This window comes from Actinomyces stomatis (assembly GCF_031292835.1).
Lineage (GTDB): Bacteria > Actinomycetota > Actinomycetes > Actinomycetales > Actinomycetaceae > Actinomyces > Actinomyces stomatis.
Map to the genome: position 1 here is coordinate 1 of NZ_JASPEP010000006.1, position 14,719 is coordinate 14,719.

At 67.5% G+C, this 14,719-nt stretch carries 11 protein-coding genes; 7 read left to right on the plus strand and 4 right to left on the minus strand.

Annotated features, from left to right (window positions below):
* Window positions 1–1,945, plus strand: a 1,945-nt coding sequence (infB, locus tag RIV12_RS05315) for a translation initiation factor IF-2 (protein WP_309322694.1), incomplete at its 5' end; no start/stop codon positions are given.
* 118 nt (window positions 1,946–2,063) lie between these two features.
* Here the strand turns inward: infB and RIV12_RS05320 are convergent.
* Window positions 2,064–3,635 (minus strand): molybdopterin-dependent oxidoreductase, encoded by a 1,572-nt coding sequence (locus tag RIV12_RS05320; RefSeq protein ID WP_309322696.1) that lies wholly within the window; start codon window positions 3,633–3,635, stop codon window positions 2,064–2,066.
* Window positions 3,636–4,007: 372 nt separating this feature from the next.
* Here RIV12_RS05320 and RIV12_RS05325 point away from each other — a divergent pair, with 372 nt between their 5' ends.
* The 3 genes from RIV12_RS05325 to RIV12_RS05335 are packed head-to-tail and all read left to right on the plus strand — an operon-like array spanning window position 4,008 to window position 8,142.
* Entirely contained in the window at window positions 4,008–6,350 is a 2,343-nt protein-coding gene (locus RIV12_RS05325) for a nitric-oxide reductase large subunit (RefSeq protein WP_309322698.1), read from the plus strand.
* A complete protein-coding gene (locus RIV12_RS05330; protein ID WP_309322700.1) occupies window positions 6,350–7,291 on the plus strand; it encodes a hypothetical protein in 942 nt (313 codons plus the stop codon). The genes RIV12_RS05325 and RIV12_RS05330 overlap by 1 nt, the downstream gene beginning before the upstream one ends.
* Before the next feature lie 50 nt (window positions 7,292–7,341).
* A complete protein-coding gene (locus tag RIV12_RS05335; RefSeq protein ID WP_075418923.1) occupies window positions 7,342–8,142 on the plus strand; it encodes a slipin family protein in 801 nt (266 codons plus the stop codon).
* Here RIV12_RS05335 and rarD read toward each other — a convergent pair.
* Complete coding sequence (rarD, locus tag RIV12_RS05340) at window positions 8,066–9,112, minus strand: EamA family transporter RarD (protein ID WP_309322702.1); 1,047 nt, start codon at window positions 9,110–9,112, stop codon at window positions 8,066–8,068. The two genes, RIV12_RS05335 and rarD, sit on opposite strands and share 77 nt — an antisense overlap.
* A gap of 199 nt (window positions 9,113–9,311) precedes the next feature.
* Between rarD and rbfA the strand changes: the two genes are divergently transcribed.
* From rbfA to RIV12_RS05355, 3 genes are all read left to right on the plus strand, one after another.
* Window positions 9,312–9,800, plus strand: a complete 489-nt coding sequence (rbfA, locus tag RIV12_RS05345; protein ID WP_075418921.1) for a 30S ribosome-binding factor RbfA — start codon at window positions 9,312–9,314, stop codon at window positions 9,798–9,800.
* Window positions 9,797–10,912: a tRNA pseudouridine(55) synthase TruB gene (gene truB, locus RIV12_RS05350; RefSeq protein ID WP_081380133.1), complete on the plus strand. Its 1,116-nt coding sequence runs from the start codon at window positions 9,797–9,799 to the stop codon at window positions 10,910–10,912. The genes rbfA and truB overlap by 4 nt, the downstream gene beginning before the upstream one ends.
* 72 nt (window positions 10,913–10,984) lie before the next feature.
* Window positions 10,985–11,287 carry a hypothetical protein gene (locus tag RIV12_RS05355; protein ID WP_075418920.1) on the plus strand — a complete coding sequence of 101 codons (303 nt, stop codon included), beginning with the start codon at window positions 10,985–10,987 and terminating at the stop codon, window positions 11,285–11,287.
* A gap of 9 nt (window positions 11,288–11,296) precedes the next feature.
* Here RIV12_RS05355 and RIV12_RS05360 read toward each other — a convergent pair whose 3' ends face one another.
* Both RIV12_RS05360 and RIV12_RS05365 read right to left on the minus strand, forming a co-directional pair.
* Window positions 11,297–12,091, minus strand: coding sequence for an ABC transporter ATP-binding protein (locus RIV12_RS05360; RefSeq protein ID WP_309322705.1), 795 nt, complete (start codon window positions 12,089–12,091; stop codon window positions 11,297–11,299).
* Window positions 12,092–12,102: 11 nt separating this feature from the next.
* On the minus strand, window positions 12,103–14,433 hold the full coding sequence (locus tag RIV12_RS05365; protein ID WP_309322707.1) for an FtsX-like permease family protein: 2,331 nt from the start codon (window positions 14,431–14,433) through the stop codon (window positions 12,103–12,105).
* Window positions 14,434–14,719 lie beyond the last annotated feature (286 nt).

Sequence of the window (14,719 nt, forward strand, 5' to 3'; positions counted from 1 at the left end):
CGGTGGTCGCGGTGGTCGCGGTTCCACCCAGGGCGCTTTCGGGCGCGGCGGCGGCGCTCCGCGGGGACGCAAGTCCAAGCGGGCCAAGCGTCAGGAGTTCGAGCAGCAGAGCGCGCCGTCGATCGGCGGTGTCATCGTCCCGCGCGGTGACGGCTCCACCCCGGTGCGCGTGCGCCAGGGGGCCACGCTCACGGACCTGGCCGAGAAGATCAACGCCAATCCCGCGGCCCTGGTGACCGTCCTGTTCCACCTCGGTGAGATGGCCACGGCCACCCAGTCCCTCGACGAGGACACCTTCGCCCTCCTGGGTGCCGAGTTGGGCTACAACGTCCAGATCGTCTCACCCGAGGATGAGGACCGTGAGCTCCTGGAGTCCTTCGACATCGACCTCGAGCCCGACGAGGACGACGCCAACCTCATGCCTCGGCCCCCGGTGGTCACGGTCATGGGTCACGTCGACCACGGTAAGACCAAGCTGCTGGACGCCATTCGCTCCACCGACGTCGTCGCCGGCGAGGCCGGGGGCATCACCCAGTCCATCGGCGCCTACCAGGTGCGCGTCAACCTGAACGACGAGGAGCGCCCGATCACCTTCATCGACACCCCTGGTCACGAGGCCTTCACGGCCATGCGTGCCCGCGGTGCCGAGGTGACCGACATCGCCATCCTCGTCGTGGCCGCCGATGACGGCGTCATGCCCCAGACCGTCGAGGCCCTCAACCACGCCCAGGCGGCCAATGTGCCGATCGTCGTGGCGGTCAACAAGATCGACAAGGAGGGCGCCAACCCGGACAAGATCCGCGGCCAGCTCACTGAGTACGGGCTGGTCCCCGAGGAGTACGGCGGCGAGACGATGTTCGTGGATATCTCCGCCAAGCAGCGTCTCCACATCGACGAGCTCCTCGAAGCCGTCCTGCTCACCGCGGACGCCGCTCTGGACCTGCGGGCCAACCCGGAGACCGAGGCCCGAGGTGTCACCATCGAGGCCAAGCTCGACAAGGGGCGCGGTGCCGTGAGCACCATCCTGGTCGAGCGCGGCACGCTGAGGGTCGGTGACCCGATCGTGGCCGGAAGCGCCTACGGGCGTGTGCGCGCCATGTTCAACGAGCACGGGGAGAACCTCACTGAGGCCGGACCCGCACGTCCGGCCCTGGTCCTGGGACTGACGAACGTGCCCAGCGCCGGCGACTCCTTCATCGTCGCCCCCGACGACCGCACGGCCCGCCAGATCGCCGACAAGCGTGAGGCCGCCGAGCGCGCCGCCATGCTGGCCAAGCGCCGCAAGCGGGTCTCCCTGGAGAACCTCACCGACGTCCTCAAGGAGGGCAAGGTCGACACCCTCAACCTCATCCTCAAGGGCGACAGCTCGGGTGCGGTCGAGGCCCTGGAGGACTCCCTGCTCAAGATCGACGTCGGCGAGGAGGTCGCTCTGCGCGTCATCCACCGCGGCGTGGGTGCTATCACGCAGAACGACGTCAACCTGGCCACGGTGGACTCCGCCGTCATCATCGGCTTCAACGTCCGGCCCGCCGAGCGCGTCTCGGAGATCGCCGACCGCGAGGGCGTCGACATGAAGTTCTACTCGGTCATCTACAACGCGATCGAGGACGTCGAGGCCGCTATGAAGGGCATGCTCAAGCCCGTCTACGAGGAGGTCGAGCTCGGCACAGCCGAGATCCGGCAGATCTTCCGCTCCTCGAAGTTCGGCTCCATCGCCGGCTCCATCGTCCGCTCGGGCATCATCAAGCGGGGCGCCAAGGCCCGTCTGGTGCGCGACGGCGTCGTCATCAACGGCGATCTGTCCATTGAGACGCTGCGCCGCGAGAAGGACGACGTCACCGAGGTCCGCGAGGGCTACGAGTGCGGTATCAACCTGGGCTACAAGGACCTCGCCGAGGGCGACGTCATCGAGACCTGGGAGATGCGCGAGAAGCCTCGCGACTGAGCGCGACCGCGTTCATCGATGGTGGCCGGCCACCCCGCACTCGGGTGGCCGGCCACCATCATCAGTGATGGGCTCGCGTCGACTGTCTTTACGAGGATGATCCAGTGCCGTGAGGACGTCAGATGCGCGCGTTGACGTCCTGGTACCCGGAGTCCTCGCGGGTCCCGCCCATGCCGTCGCCGACCTCGCTGTAGTGACGGATCAACGTCACCGACCGGACCCACTTGATCATCTTGTAGCCGTGGCTCGTCTCGCAGCGCAGGCGCAGTGGAGCGCCGAACATGCCTGACAGCGGCTCGTCATTGCGGTCCCAGGCCAGAATCGTGTCATCCTCAAGGGCCATGTCCAGAGACAGGCACGTGTAGTACGGCTCGACCGGGCGTCCGTCGTGCATGCTCTGGGCCATGCCGAAGGACTCGAACATCACCCATCCGGCCTCGGGATCGATCTGACCGACCTGCTCGAGCAGGTCTCTCACACGGATCCCCGTCCACTTGGCGATACCCGTCCATCCCTGCATGCAGGTGTGCATGGTGATCTGTGACTGGCTGGAGATCGCCTTGAGCTCCGCCAGGGAGAAGGACGCCGGTGCCGAGACCATGCCACCCACCTCGAGGCGGAAGTCGGTGAAGTCGTTAGCCGCCAGCTTCTGGTACTCCGGGGACTCCTCCCGTGAGGGGGTGCGGGTGTTGACCCAGTGGAACTTGGAGATGTCCTTCTCCGTCCATGGCTTCTTGGCCGCCTGCTGCGAGTTGAAACGGTCCACCGTGACACCGCGGATTCCCCGCGTTGCGTCCCACAGGATCCGTTGGCTGCGGCGAGTGTCCGTCAGCGTCCAGTAGGACATGGCGATCCACAGCGCCACAACGACGACGATCGTCACGATCACGGTGACGTAGGCCTGGCCCACCCGGTTGGGGTCGTAGGAGCCGAAGACGAGGTGGGTGAGGTTGTGAGGAGCGTGAACGATGAACACCAGGCCCACGTGGACGACGGCGAAGCCCAGGTAGATGAACATTCCGATCAGGTGCAGGGAGCGAGCGGCCTGGCGGCCACCGAACATCTTGGCGTACCAGGGGAAGCGCCCGACGACGGCCGGAGACATGACCGGCCCCGTCACGATCATCAGCGGAGCGGCGATGAAGACGATGAAGAAGTACCCCAGCTGCTGAAGGCTGTCGTAGGGGGTGAAGTCGCACAGGGACGGGGTGCGCAGGTGCGCGTAGGTCAGCAGGGAGTCCCAGGCGTCGGGCAGGATCTGCCACGTCGTCGGAACCAGACGCCGCCACGCCCCAGTGCCCACGAGGAAGGCGACATACACGACGCCGTTGAGCAGCCAGAAGCTGGTGGCTGTCCCGTGCCAGGCGCGCCCCAGTCCGATCTTGGCTCGACCGGGTAGGGACAACACGGGGGAGAGGTCTCGCTGGTCGTCCCGGGCGGTGAAGGCGCCCTCCTCGAGTGGCACCTTGTCCTTGGTGAACCGGATCCACTCGGAGCCGGGCTCGCACTGGTCCTTGAAGTAGAAGCGCGGGTGCGAGGCGATGATCTCGATACCGGAGCGGATGAGGACGCCCATGAGGAGGAAGTTGATGAAGTGGGTGACTCGCAGCCACAGCGGAAAGGTCTCGGTGTCGACGCACTGCTGGGCGACGTCGTTGGCGGTCTGTGCGGCTAGGGGCAGAAGAGACATCGTCGTGCCTTACTAACGAACGAGGGTGACAAACTTGCCGTGTGAACTAATTGTACTGCTCCTTCTCGGTTCTATATAGGGGGTAGTGACAAGATGTCGTGATCAAGGGGTTGGGTGCGACCGGGTAGAAGTTAGGTAAACCTTGTTTAAATAAGTAATGAAAAACTTGTTAAAAAATGTGACACCATCGCGGTCGCGTCGTTCCACGTGTTGAATACAGACGGAGAGAATCTGATGAAATGCGACCAATCGGTCGGTATATCGACGGAGGGGCCACGGATCGTTCCGCTAGCAGGCTTCGTGAGACTTGTACGGTGACTGGTGGGACGCGGAAGACGTCCGCCGTCTCCTGAGATACACGGAGGTAATCTCATGTCATCGGCTGCCGTGACTGAAGGGACGGATTCCCGGCGAGCCCGCCTCATCGGCAAGGGGTGGATCCAGGGTGTCGCCCTGGTCATGCTCTTCGGATTCACCGTCATGGGCCTGCTGGCTTATCGCACCTACACCAATTCCATGCCGCAGCCGCAGAGGGTGGTCACCGAGAGCGGCGAGACCGTCTTCACGACGCAGGACATCACCGAGGGGCAGAAGCTCTTCCAGGCCAGAGGGCTCATGGAGTACGGCTCCATCCTGGGGCACGGCGGCTACCTCGGCCCCGACTTCACTGCCGAGTACCTCCGCATGGAGGCCACGAGCGTCAAGGAGCAGCTCACGGCCCAGGGGGTCGATGACCCGGCCGCCGCCACCAAGGAGATGCTGCGGACCAACCGCTACGACCCCTCCACGGGAACCCTGGTGTGGACCAATGAGCAGGTCAAGGCCTACAACGAGGCCGTCGGCCACTACACCAAGATGTTCGGGCCCGACGCCCACAGCCACGGCCTCAAGCCGGATCTCATCACTGATCCCGTCCAGGTCAAGCAGGTGACGGCCTTCTTCGGCTGGACCGCCTGGGGCTCGTCTGCGCAGCGCCCGGGTCACGACTACTCGTACACGAACAACTGGCCTGCCGAGTCCCTGGTCGGCAACGCGCCCACCGGTGACCTCATGATCTGGTCGGTCCTGTCGCTGATCGTCCTCATCGGTGGAACCGGGGCCATGTTCGCCATCTACGGCCGCTGGAGTCGGAGGATCGGTTGGCACTCCGAGGAGGCTCCGGCCCTGTCCTTCCGACAACCCGAGGAGATCGGGTTGACCAAGTCGCAGAGGGTGGTTGCCTGGTACGTCTTCACCATCGCCGCCCTGTTCCTCGTCCAGACGCTCCTGGGAGCCCTGGCCGAGCACTACCGGGCCGATGTGCTGTCGTTCTTCGGCCTCGACCTGGGCCGGCTCCTGCCCTTCTCCCTGGCCCGCACCTGGCACGTCCAGCTCTCCTTGTTCTGGACCGCCATCGGGCTGCTCGCGGCCGGCCTGTTCCTGACCCCGTTCATCGCCAGGCGCGAGCCGAAGAAGCAGCACGTGCTGGTGTGGACCCTGTTCATCGCGGCCACGGTCGTCGTCGTCCTGTCCTGTTTGGCGGAGGGCGCCAGCCAGCACGGCCTGAGCTGGGCCAAGGGGCCGCTGTTCTCCCAGCAGTGGGAGTATCTCGACCTTCCCTTCGTCTTCCAGGTGCTGCTCACCCTGGCCCTGTTCGTCTGGGTGTTCATCATCTGGCGCGCCATGCGGTCGCGCCTGAGCAACGAGCACGTGGCGAACATGCCCTGGCTGTTCATGTTCGCAGCCCTGGCTATCCCCGCCTTCTACGCCGTGGGGATGATGGCGCGCACCGGTACCCACGTCACCGTCGCCGAGTTCTGGCGCTTCTGGGTGGTGCACCTGTGGGTCGAGGACTTCCTCGAGCTGTTCACCACCGTCATGGTCGCCTACGTGTTCGTCCTCCTGGGCGTCGTCCGGGAGAGGATCGCGCTGGGCATCATCTTCATGGACATCATCCTGTACTCCGCAGGCGGCGTTATCGGCACCATGCACCACCTCTACTTCTCCGGCACGCCGGTGGAGCACATGGCCCTGGGCGCCTTCTTCTCAGCCGCCGAGGTGATCCCCCTGACCTTCCTGACGGTGGAGGCATGGGCCTTCATGCAGCTGGGCGCCAACCGCCACGGCAAGGAGGCGGGCCCCTTCCCGCACCGCTGGGCCGTCATGTTCCTCATGGCCGTCGGCTTCTGGAACTTCCTAGGGGCCGGTGTCTTCGGCTTCCTGGTCAACCTGCCCATCGTGTCCTACTACGAGATCGGGACCGCGCTGACGGCCAACCACGCCCACGCCTCCATGATGGGCGTCTACGGCTTCATGGCGCTGGCGCTGGGAATGTTCGCCCTGCGCTACCTGGTGCCGGCCGACAAGTGGCCCGAGAGACTCGCCAAGACCTCCTTCTGGAGCCTCAACATCGGCCTGGCCTGGATGTGCTTCGCCACCCTGCTACCGCTGGGCATCCTCCAGCTGCGCTACTCGGTGGGCACTGGCTACTTCGAGGCCCGCCAGCTCACCTACGTCACCAACTCGGTCAACACGATCATCGAGTGGGGGCGGATGCCCGGAGACCTCATCTTCATCATCGGCGGAGTCCTGCCCTACCTCTACATCGCCTTCCTGGGACTGAGGAACTGGCGTCGTGGACGGACGGTGGACACCTTCGCCGAGGACGCCCTCTACGAGGAGATCCAGGGTGGGCGCAAAGCCTGGCGTGGTGAGCGCGCGGAGCTGAACGACTGATGGACTCACCCGACCTGAGCGTATGGCTCGTCTCCGCCTACGCGCTCATCATGCTGGCCGCTGGGTGGGTCGTGGACGTCCTCGGCTCGCGCAGCGCCCGGCACTCGATGTCCTGGCGGCACTCGGACTTCATGTACCACGACGACGTCGACGGCTGGAGGTGCCACGAGGACCAGTGGCTCTGGCCCACCGCCTTCGACCCGGATAAGCGCGTCATCCGCTACGAGGGGGCTCATGCTATCTGCGGGCGCTGTCCGTCCAAGGACAGCTGCTCGCCCACCCCCGGTCCGCGGGAGATCACCCGGCCCGTCGACCCGTGGCCCTACTCCGACGCCGGACGCTTCCATCGCGGTGTGGGCCTGGTCATCACCTGCGTCGGTGTCTTCATTCCGATGCTGCTCATGATGGCCTTTCACGCCACCGGCGACCTCATCGTCCTGGGCACGACGACCGTCGTCGTCATTGTCGCCGGAGTCCTGCCGCTGGCCCGCCATCTGTGGAACACCCCCGACAACGCGCCGGCCCACCTGCCCCACGTCGGCTCCAAGGAGTACCTCGAGGCCGAGGAGGTCCGTCGCTCGGCGAGCGCCGCCTCAACCGGGCCGGTGCCAGTGACGATCTCCTCACGCCCCTCGGGTTACCGCTCAGTGCGTGAGGCGGCCGAGGCGATCGCCGCCGCTCAGGCTCGTGCGGCAGCAACGGGGCGGACCGTGCGCGTCCCCTTCCTTGCCGACTCCGACGGCGCCGGGAAGGCGGACAGCGGGACTGCCGCCTCCGCAGAGCCCGAGCTGCGTCGCGTCACCGCCCTGCGCACCCGCAAGCGAGTCCCGGTCACCGGCGCCGAGCTCGGCTCTGTCGATGTCGGCGATGGTGCTCGCGGCGGAGCCCGGCGCTCATGGTCCTCGGTGTGGAACGAGGCCACCGACACCACAAGCAGATGATCCGGCCCCACCACTGAGCCGCTTCGACTCACCCTCCTGAAGGACCCTCCATGACTACTCTCACCACCGCCATCGTGGCCCTGGCCGTCCTCGTCCTACTCGCCCTGGCACTATCTCTCAAGATCATCACCCAGTACGAGCGGGGCATCGTCTTCAGGCTGGGGCGACTACGACCCGTCTACGAACCCGGTCTGCATCTGGTCGTCCCCTTCCTCGAGCGCCTGGTGCGGGTCGACACCCGAGTGGTCACCCTGACCATTCCGCCCCAGGAGGTCATCACTGAGGACAATGTGCCGGCGCGCGTCAACGCCGTCGTCCTGTTCAACGTCACCGACCCTGTCAAAGCCGTCATGGCAGTGGAGAACTACGCGATCGCCACCTCCCAGATCGCGCAGACCACACTGAGATCCGTCCTGGGCCGGGTCGACCTGGACACCGTGCTCGCCCACCGCAGCGCCCTGAACGCCGACTTGCGCGACATCATCGAGAAGCTCACCGAGCCCTGGGGCGTGGAGGTCAGCGTCGTTGAGATCAAGGACGTGGAGATCCCCGAGCAGATGCAGCGGGCCATGGCCCGCGGTGCCGAGGCCGAGCGCGAGCGCCGCGCCAAGATCATCAATGCCCGCGGTGAGCTCCAGGCCTCCGAGGAGCTGCGCCAGGCGGCGGACACACTCTCCAAGTCTCCGGCCTCCCTCCAGCTGCGCTACCTGCAGACCCTTCTGGAACTCGGCGCCGACCAGAACTCCACGGTTGTCTTCCCTTTGCCGATGGACATCATCGGCCCGCTCCTGGAGCGCTTCGGCTCCCAGGTCGCTCTGCCGGACGCTGACGAGGACGAGGACGGCGAATGAGCTGGCGCACCGCGTCACCGATGAAGACCGCAACCGCCGCCCACACCAGCACCATGGCTGCCCAGCGGGCCGGCAGGATCCGCTCATGGAAGGCGCCCCAGGCCAGCAGGAACTGGATGGTCGGCGCGATGTACTGACTCATTCCCACCACCGACAACGGCACCCGCCTGGTCCCTGCTGCGAAGAGCAGCAGGGGCACGGCCGTGACCGGGCCGGCCACCACGAGCAGCACCATCATCTGCCAGCCCTGGTCGGGGGCCTGCCAGACCGACTGCCCCTGCCAGGCCATGTGACCCAGGTAGGCGAGCGCGAGGGGAGACACGACGGCGCTCTCCACCGCAAGCCCGCTCAGAGCGTCCACCTCGGGGCCGATCCTCTTCTTGACCAGTCCGTACAGGGCGAAGGAGAAGGCCAGTACCAGGGAGATCCACGGCAACGAGCCCTGGAGCACCACCAGGAGGGCCACGGCGACGCCCGCCAGCGCGAGCGAGACCCGGTGCGCCGGCCGCAGGCGCTCGCGCAGCACCAGCGAGGCCAGTGCCACCGTCACCAGCGGGTTGATGAAGTAGCCCAGGGCCGCGTCGGCCGTGCGTGCGGTGTTGACGCCGTAGACGTAGACGAGCCAGTTGACCGACACCAGGAGTCCGCAGGCGGTCAGCGCCCCCAGCAGTCGGGGCGTGCGGCAGACGCGGGCAAGGCTTGCCCAACGGCGGCGCGCGACGATGAGCGTCAGACAGGTGCCCAGGGTCCACACGATCCGGTGACCGATGATCTCCACACTGCCGGCCGCGGACAACAGGTGGAAGTAGAGAGGGAAGGCGCCCCAGAGGGTGTAGCAGCCGATGACCAGGGCCATCCCGGTACCGTCAAGCACCCCGGAGGCCGACGCGGGCCCCCGGGCGCCTGCCGGAGAGCCCGGCGTCGCGGAGGCTTCAGGTTCCAAGGAGGATGCACTGGGGGAGGAGCTCATTGTGATCTGTTCCTGATCCGTTCGCGCTCGGGGATGGCGGCGGTGGCCGCGTCGCTGCTCCGCGTAGCATAGTGAGGCGCACTGGACTGCCTCGGAAGGTCTCGCTCTTTCGCGGGTGAGGACGGCGCGCCGAGATCGGTCCCGATCGCTCAGTCCTGGGCCTCACAGACCCGGCCCCCGCACGTGAAGGAGCCCTGCCATGGCCGACGCCGCCCGCGCCCGCAAGGTCGCCGACCGCATTCATGAGACCGTCGCCCGCCTCCTTCAGGGGCGTATCAAGGATCCGCGCCTGGGTTTCGTCACCGTCACCGACGTCCGTGTCACCGGCGACCTGCAGCAGGCGACCATCTTCTACACCGTCTACGGCAGCGATGAGGAGCGCGAGGAGACGGCCAAGGCGCTGCGCTCAGCCAAGGGACTCATCCGCTCCGAGGTGGGCAAGGCCCTCGGTATCCGCCTGACCCCCTCACTGTCCTTCCAGCTCGACGCCCTTCCCACCACAGCCAAGACCCTGGAGGACGCCCTGGCTCAGGCCCGGGTGCGTGACGCTCAGATCGCCAAGGTCGCTGAGGGGGCCACCTACGCCGGTGACGCCGACCCCTACCGTCATGACGAGCAGACCGAGGACGGCGCCCCGGAGGCCGAGGAGACCGATCAGGAATCCGCAACGGATGCCGAGGGCCTGTGAACGCCTCCGAGTGGGCTGAGCCGGTGGGGCTGTCCGGTCGCGATAGCGGCCACGACCGCGTACGTCGTCGCCCCGACGTCGCTCGCGGTGCCGTCCCGGCCTCCGACGGGATCCTTGTGGTGGACAAGCCCCAAGGGCTGACCAGCCACGACGTCGTCGGCGCCACCCGCCGCCTGGCCGCCACCCGCAAGGTGGGGCATGCCGGCACCCTCGACCCCATGGCCACCGGCCTGCTGCTGCTGGGCATCGGGCGCGCCACTCGGTTCCTCACCTACCTGGTGGGGGCTGACAAGACCTACGAGGCCACCATCCGTCTGGGGGCGGAGACCACGACGGAGGATGCCGACGGGGAGATCACCCAAGCCCGCGGCTGCCGGATCGACGACCTTCCCGAGGACCGCCTCCAGGAGGTGCTGACGGGGTTGACCGGACAGATCCAGCAGGTGCCCAGTGCGGTCTCCGCCATCAAGGTCGACGGCGTGCGAGCCTACAAGCGAGTCAGAGACGGGCAGGACGTCGAGCTGCGGGCCAGGCCTGTCACCATCCACGAGCTGCGCCTGGCAGGAGGGCCCCGAAAGGCGATCGTCGACGTCGACGGTCCCCAGACCGATGGCGGAGGCACGGTGGAGGCCGTGGACGTCGACATCCTTGTCTCCTGCTCCTCAGGCACCTACGTGCGCGCCCTGGCCCGGGACCTGGGGCGGGCACTGGGCTGCGGGGCTCATCTGACCGCGCTGCGGCGCACCGCAGTCGGCCCCTTCGGCATCGACGAGGCCCGCACCCTGGAGGACCTGTCCGAGCAGGTTGAGGCCGATGCCTCCGCCACCGAGCCTCGCGGGGTCGCTACGGTTCCGCTGGAGGAGGTCGCCCGGCGCTGCTTCGAGCAGCTGGTCCTCACGGAGGAGGAGGCGCGCGCACTGCGCTACGGTCAGCCTCTCGACGCGAGGGTCCTGGAGCGGGCCGAGGCCCCCGGCGGCAGGCGACCGCCGACCACCCAAGGGGCAGCCGAGCAACGCGTCGTGGCCGGATTCGCTCCCAGTGGGCGCCTCGTGGCACTGTTGAGGCACCAGGGCCCACGTGCGCGCCCGGTGCTGGTCCTGGACCCGGCCTGAGACGCGTACAACGGGCCGCCGGCCCGTCCGGCGAGAGCACACACGATGAGTACCTTTCCGTGAGGAGACATGATGAGCCAGACCGGCGGGTGCCGCTGCGGATGCGGCGGGCACGGCAAGCGCAATGAGCAGGACGAGCGGGCCGCCGCTCCCGCAGTCGCCCAGCCGGTGGGAGAGGGCTACCGGCCGGAGCCCGCACAGACCTCCCCGGAGAACGTCGACGCCGTCGCGATCGCCTCAGCGGTGACGACGGCGCTGGGGGCGGCCGCGCCGCAGGGCATCACCCCCGGGCACAAGGCCGGCAACCTGCTGGGCCTGCGCGATGTCTCCGCCTCCGCCTCGAGCGGTGGCGGCTGCGGCTGCGGAGGCCACTGAACCGGCCCGTCACACGCTGTGGTGCTGGAGGGCCTCGGTGACCGTCGTCAGGCGTGAGGGCCCCTCAGCCTCCACGTATCGGCCCAGGGCCAGGTCCTCCGTGATCTGCCCGTCCACGAGCACCAGGACGCGGTCGGCCCGGGCCGCCACCTGGGTGTCGTGGGTGACCATGACCAGAGTCGTTCCCGAGGCGTGAATCTCCCCGAGCAGGTCGAGGATCTGCAGCGCGGTGGCGGAGTTGAGCGCTCCGGTGGGCTCGTCGGCGAAGACGATCCCGGGGTCGTTGATGAGGGCCCGGCAGATGCCGGCGCGCTGCAGCTGGCCTCCGGAGACCTCGGTGACGCCGCTGGCGGCCAGCTCGGCGATCCCCATGCGCCCCATCAGCTCCTCTCCGCGCGCCGTGACCTCGGGGCGCGGGCGCAGACCCGCCAGGAACCCGGGCAGGACGATGTTGTCCAGCAGGCACAGGGTGGTCATGAAGTGCGTCTGCTGGAAGACGAATCCGAAACGCGTCAGTCGTAGCGCCGCCAGCTCCTTCTCACTCAGGCTCGTGATGTCCTGGCCGCCCAGGAGCACCGAGCCGGCATCGGGCCGGTCCATACCGCTCAGGCAGTGCAGGAGGGTGGACTTCCCGGACCCGGAGGGCCCCATGATGGCGACGAACTGCCCCTGCGCGACATCCAGGTCGAGGTCTCGCAGAACGGGGGAGTGGTAGCTCTTGGTCAGGTGCTGGGCCCGCAGAGCCGATTGCCCGGCTGCTGAGCCGGTGCGCATTGAAGAGCCCGATGGGGTGGAGGCGCGCATTCTGTCTCTCCTTACTCGCCGGTGGTCAGGGTCATGGTCAGGGGCATGGTGCGCAAGCGTCTGAGTGCCAGGGCGACGGCGCCGACGACGGTGGCCAGCAGTGCCCCCGGCAGGACGAGTCCGACCAGCCACCAGTTGGGAAGGAGCTGAAGGTCGGGGGCTCCGCGCGAGGCCATGACCGTCCCGATCGCGGGGCTGCCCAGAGTGGAGGCCCCCAGGAGCCCCAGGGCGGTCCCCACCAGCGCCAGGAGGCCGAAACGGATGAGGTACTGCCCCGCAACGGCCCGCCTGGTGCACCCCAGCGCCATCAGGACGCCGATCTGAGGCCGCTCCCGTGAGACGATGAGGACGGTGAACAGCATCGTGATGAGGAAGGACAGCCCCAGCGCGATGACGCAGGCCAGCGTGGTGACGACGCGGACCTGGGAGCCGGTGGCCCCGAAGAACTGGGCGGCGTACTGATTCATGCTGATTGCCTGGATCCCCGGGTACTGGCCGCTCAGCTGCTTGGCGAGGGCACTGGCCTGTTGGGGGGAGCCGGCGTCGGCGTAGACGATCTGCCACAGCGCGGGGGTACCGTCGTCGAAGGTGGCCTTGGCGGTGTGCCCATTATTGGTGATGTCCTGGTAGACACCCGTGACCGTCAGGTCCTTGTCGCCGTCGGCGGTCTTGACGGTGACCGTGGATCCCTCCTTGGCGCCCGCGTCCTGGGCCTGGCTGTAGGACAGGGCGACCTCGTCGTCGGTGGCGGGAGCGCGCCCGGAGAGGTACTCCATAGGGAAGGCCTCATGGTCCCCGATATCGATGAGCGCTGTCTCCCAACCGCCGGCGGCCGTGGACATCTTGTAGTTGCGGCGCAGCATGGTGGCGTGCCGGGTGACGCGAGGGTCGGAGTCGACGGCCTTCTCAACGGCGGCCAGGTCCTGGACCCCGGCGCGCACGTCGATGCGTAGATCGGCCCGACCGGCCCCCAGGTAGGTGGCCACACGGGGGTCGTTCAGGGTGGAGGAGACATTCGACGGCAGCACCATGGTGAAGGTGCACAGCGCCAGGACACCGAGCATCAGGGCATTGGAGGGGCGCAGCGCCTCGCGCGCCCCGAGCCATGCCTGAACCGGGAGGCGGCGAAGGGATGTCAGTCTCCAGTGCTGCCGGCGCGGGCGCAGGGAGGCGCTGGTGCCGCTGCGCAGGGCCTCGATGGCCGAGATATGGCCGATGCGCCGCAGGGCCAACCAGGTGAAGCCGATGACTCCGAGTGCCAGACCCAGCACCGTGAGGATCGGCAGTCCCACGCTCCACAGGGTTGTCGGGGGCCGACCCAGGTAGAGGGTCGTCGGGGCCTCCAGGGCGGCAGCCAGGGGCTGGCCTGCCACGTAGCCCAGGGTCGCCCCCAGTGCTGACAGAGCCAGGTACTTGGCCACGTAGAGGCGGCGTATCCGCCTCAGTGGTGCCCCGATGGCCTTGAGCACCGCGATCTGGGCCAGGTCCGTCTCGACGGCGGCGAGCACCGTGTAGCGCAGGGCGAGGACGGCGACAACCGCCAGAATGATCGCCACCACCAGGGCCACGGCCACGATGAGCATGGCGTTGAGTGAGTTCATGAACTGGATCATCGAGGCGTTGACGTTGATGCCGTTACTGGGCAGACCCGCCTCCTTGTAGGCGTCGATGACGCCGCCGGGACGGGCGGAGCTGGTCAGGGCCATCTCAATGAGGTACTCGGGCTCGGTGATCTGCTGCTCCAGGGCGGAGAAGTCCTCTGGCGAGACCACCAGGCGCTTGGAGGGGATCATGGCGGCATTCATCTGGGCGTCGCGTGCGAATCCCACAACGGTCAGGGTCGTTGTCTTGCCGCCGCTGCTGACGGTCACGGTGTCACCGACCTCGGCGCTCTTGATCGCCCGGTAGTGGATCGGCAGGACCACCTCTCCCGGCCCCGGGCTGACGGGGTTGCCATCGTCGTCGAGCAGGAGGTCGAGTTGCTTGGGGGAGGTGACGAAGGCAGGCTCGTTGTAGGACTCGGACTGGTTGACACCGTCGATGGACAGCTCCTGGCGCGCAACCGGCAGGCTCTTGATGACTTCGTGGTCGGTGACCTCGCTGCGCGCCTGCATCCACGTCTCGATCGCCTGCAGGTCGCGGTCGTCGATCCGGCCGGAGTGCATCTGCACCAGGTCCGGCAGCTTGGCCCGCTGCGAGAGCCGTTGCGTCGCCGACAGGCTGTCCACCACCAGGGACGTCCCGGCCGACATCAGTGTGGCCGCCAGGGCGATGAGGGCGGTCAGGGTAGCGGCCACAACGGCGCCGCGCGCCAGGTCCGCCTTGAGAAGTCGCATCAGCATGACAGCAGCCTCCTTGGAGTCTGTCCTCGGTCTTGCGGGCTCTTTCCCAGGTGAGGGAACGGTTCTTAACGCTAATCGACTGGCAGTCGGTATTGAGAATAGACTGACGGTCGAAACGCGTCAAGGCGTGTCGAGGGTGGCTGGTTCGCATCCGGCGGCGCCCCCGTGGCAGGGTTGTCCCGCGCAAGCACCTCTCCCGACCCGGCGGGGTGGGCGGGAGCGTGCGGATGCGGATGCAGACAGGGCGCGGTGCGCCCCACGGGCCGATGAGAGCAGGAACAGCGAC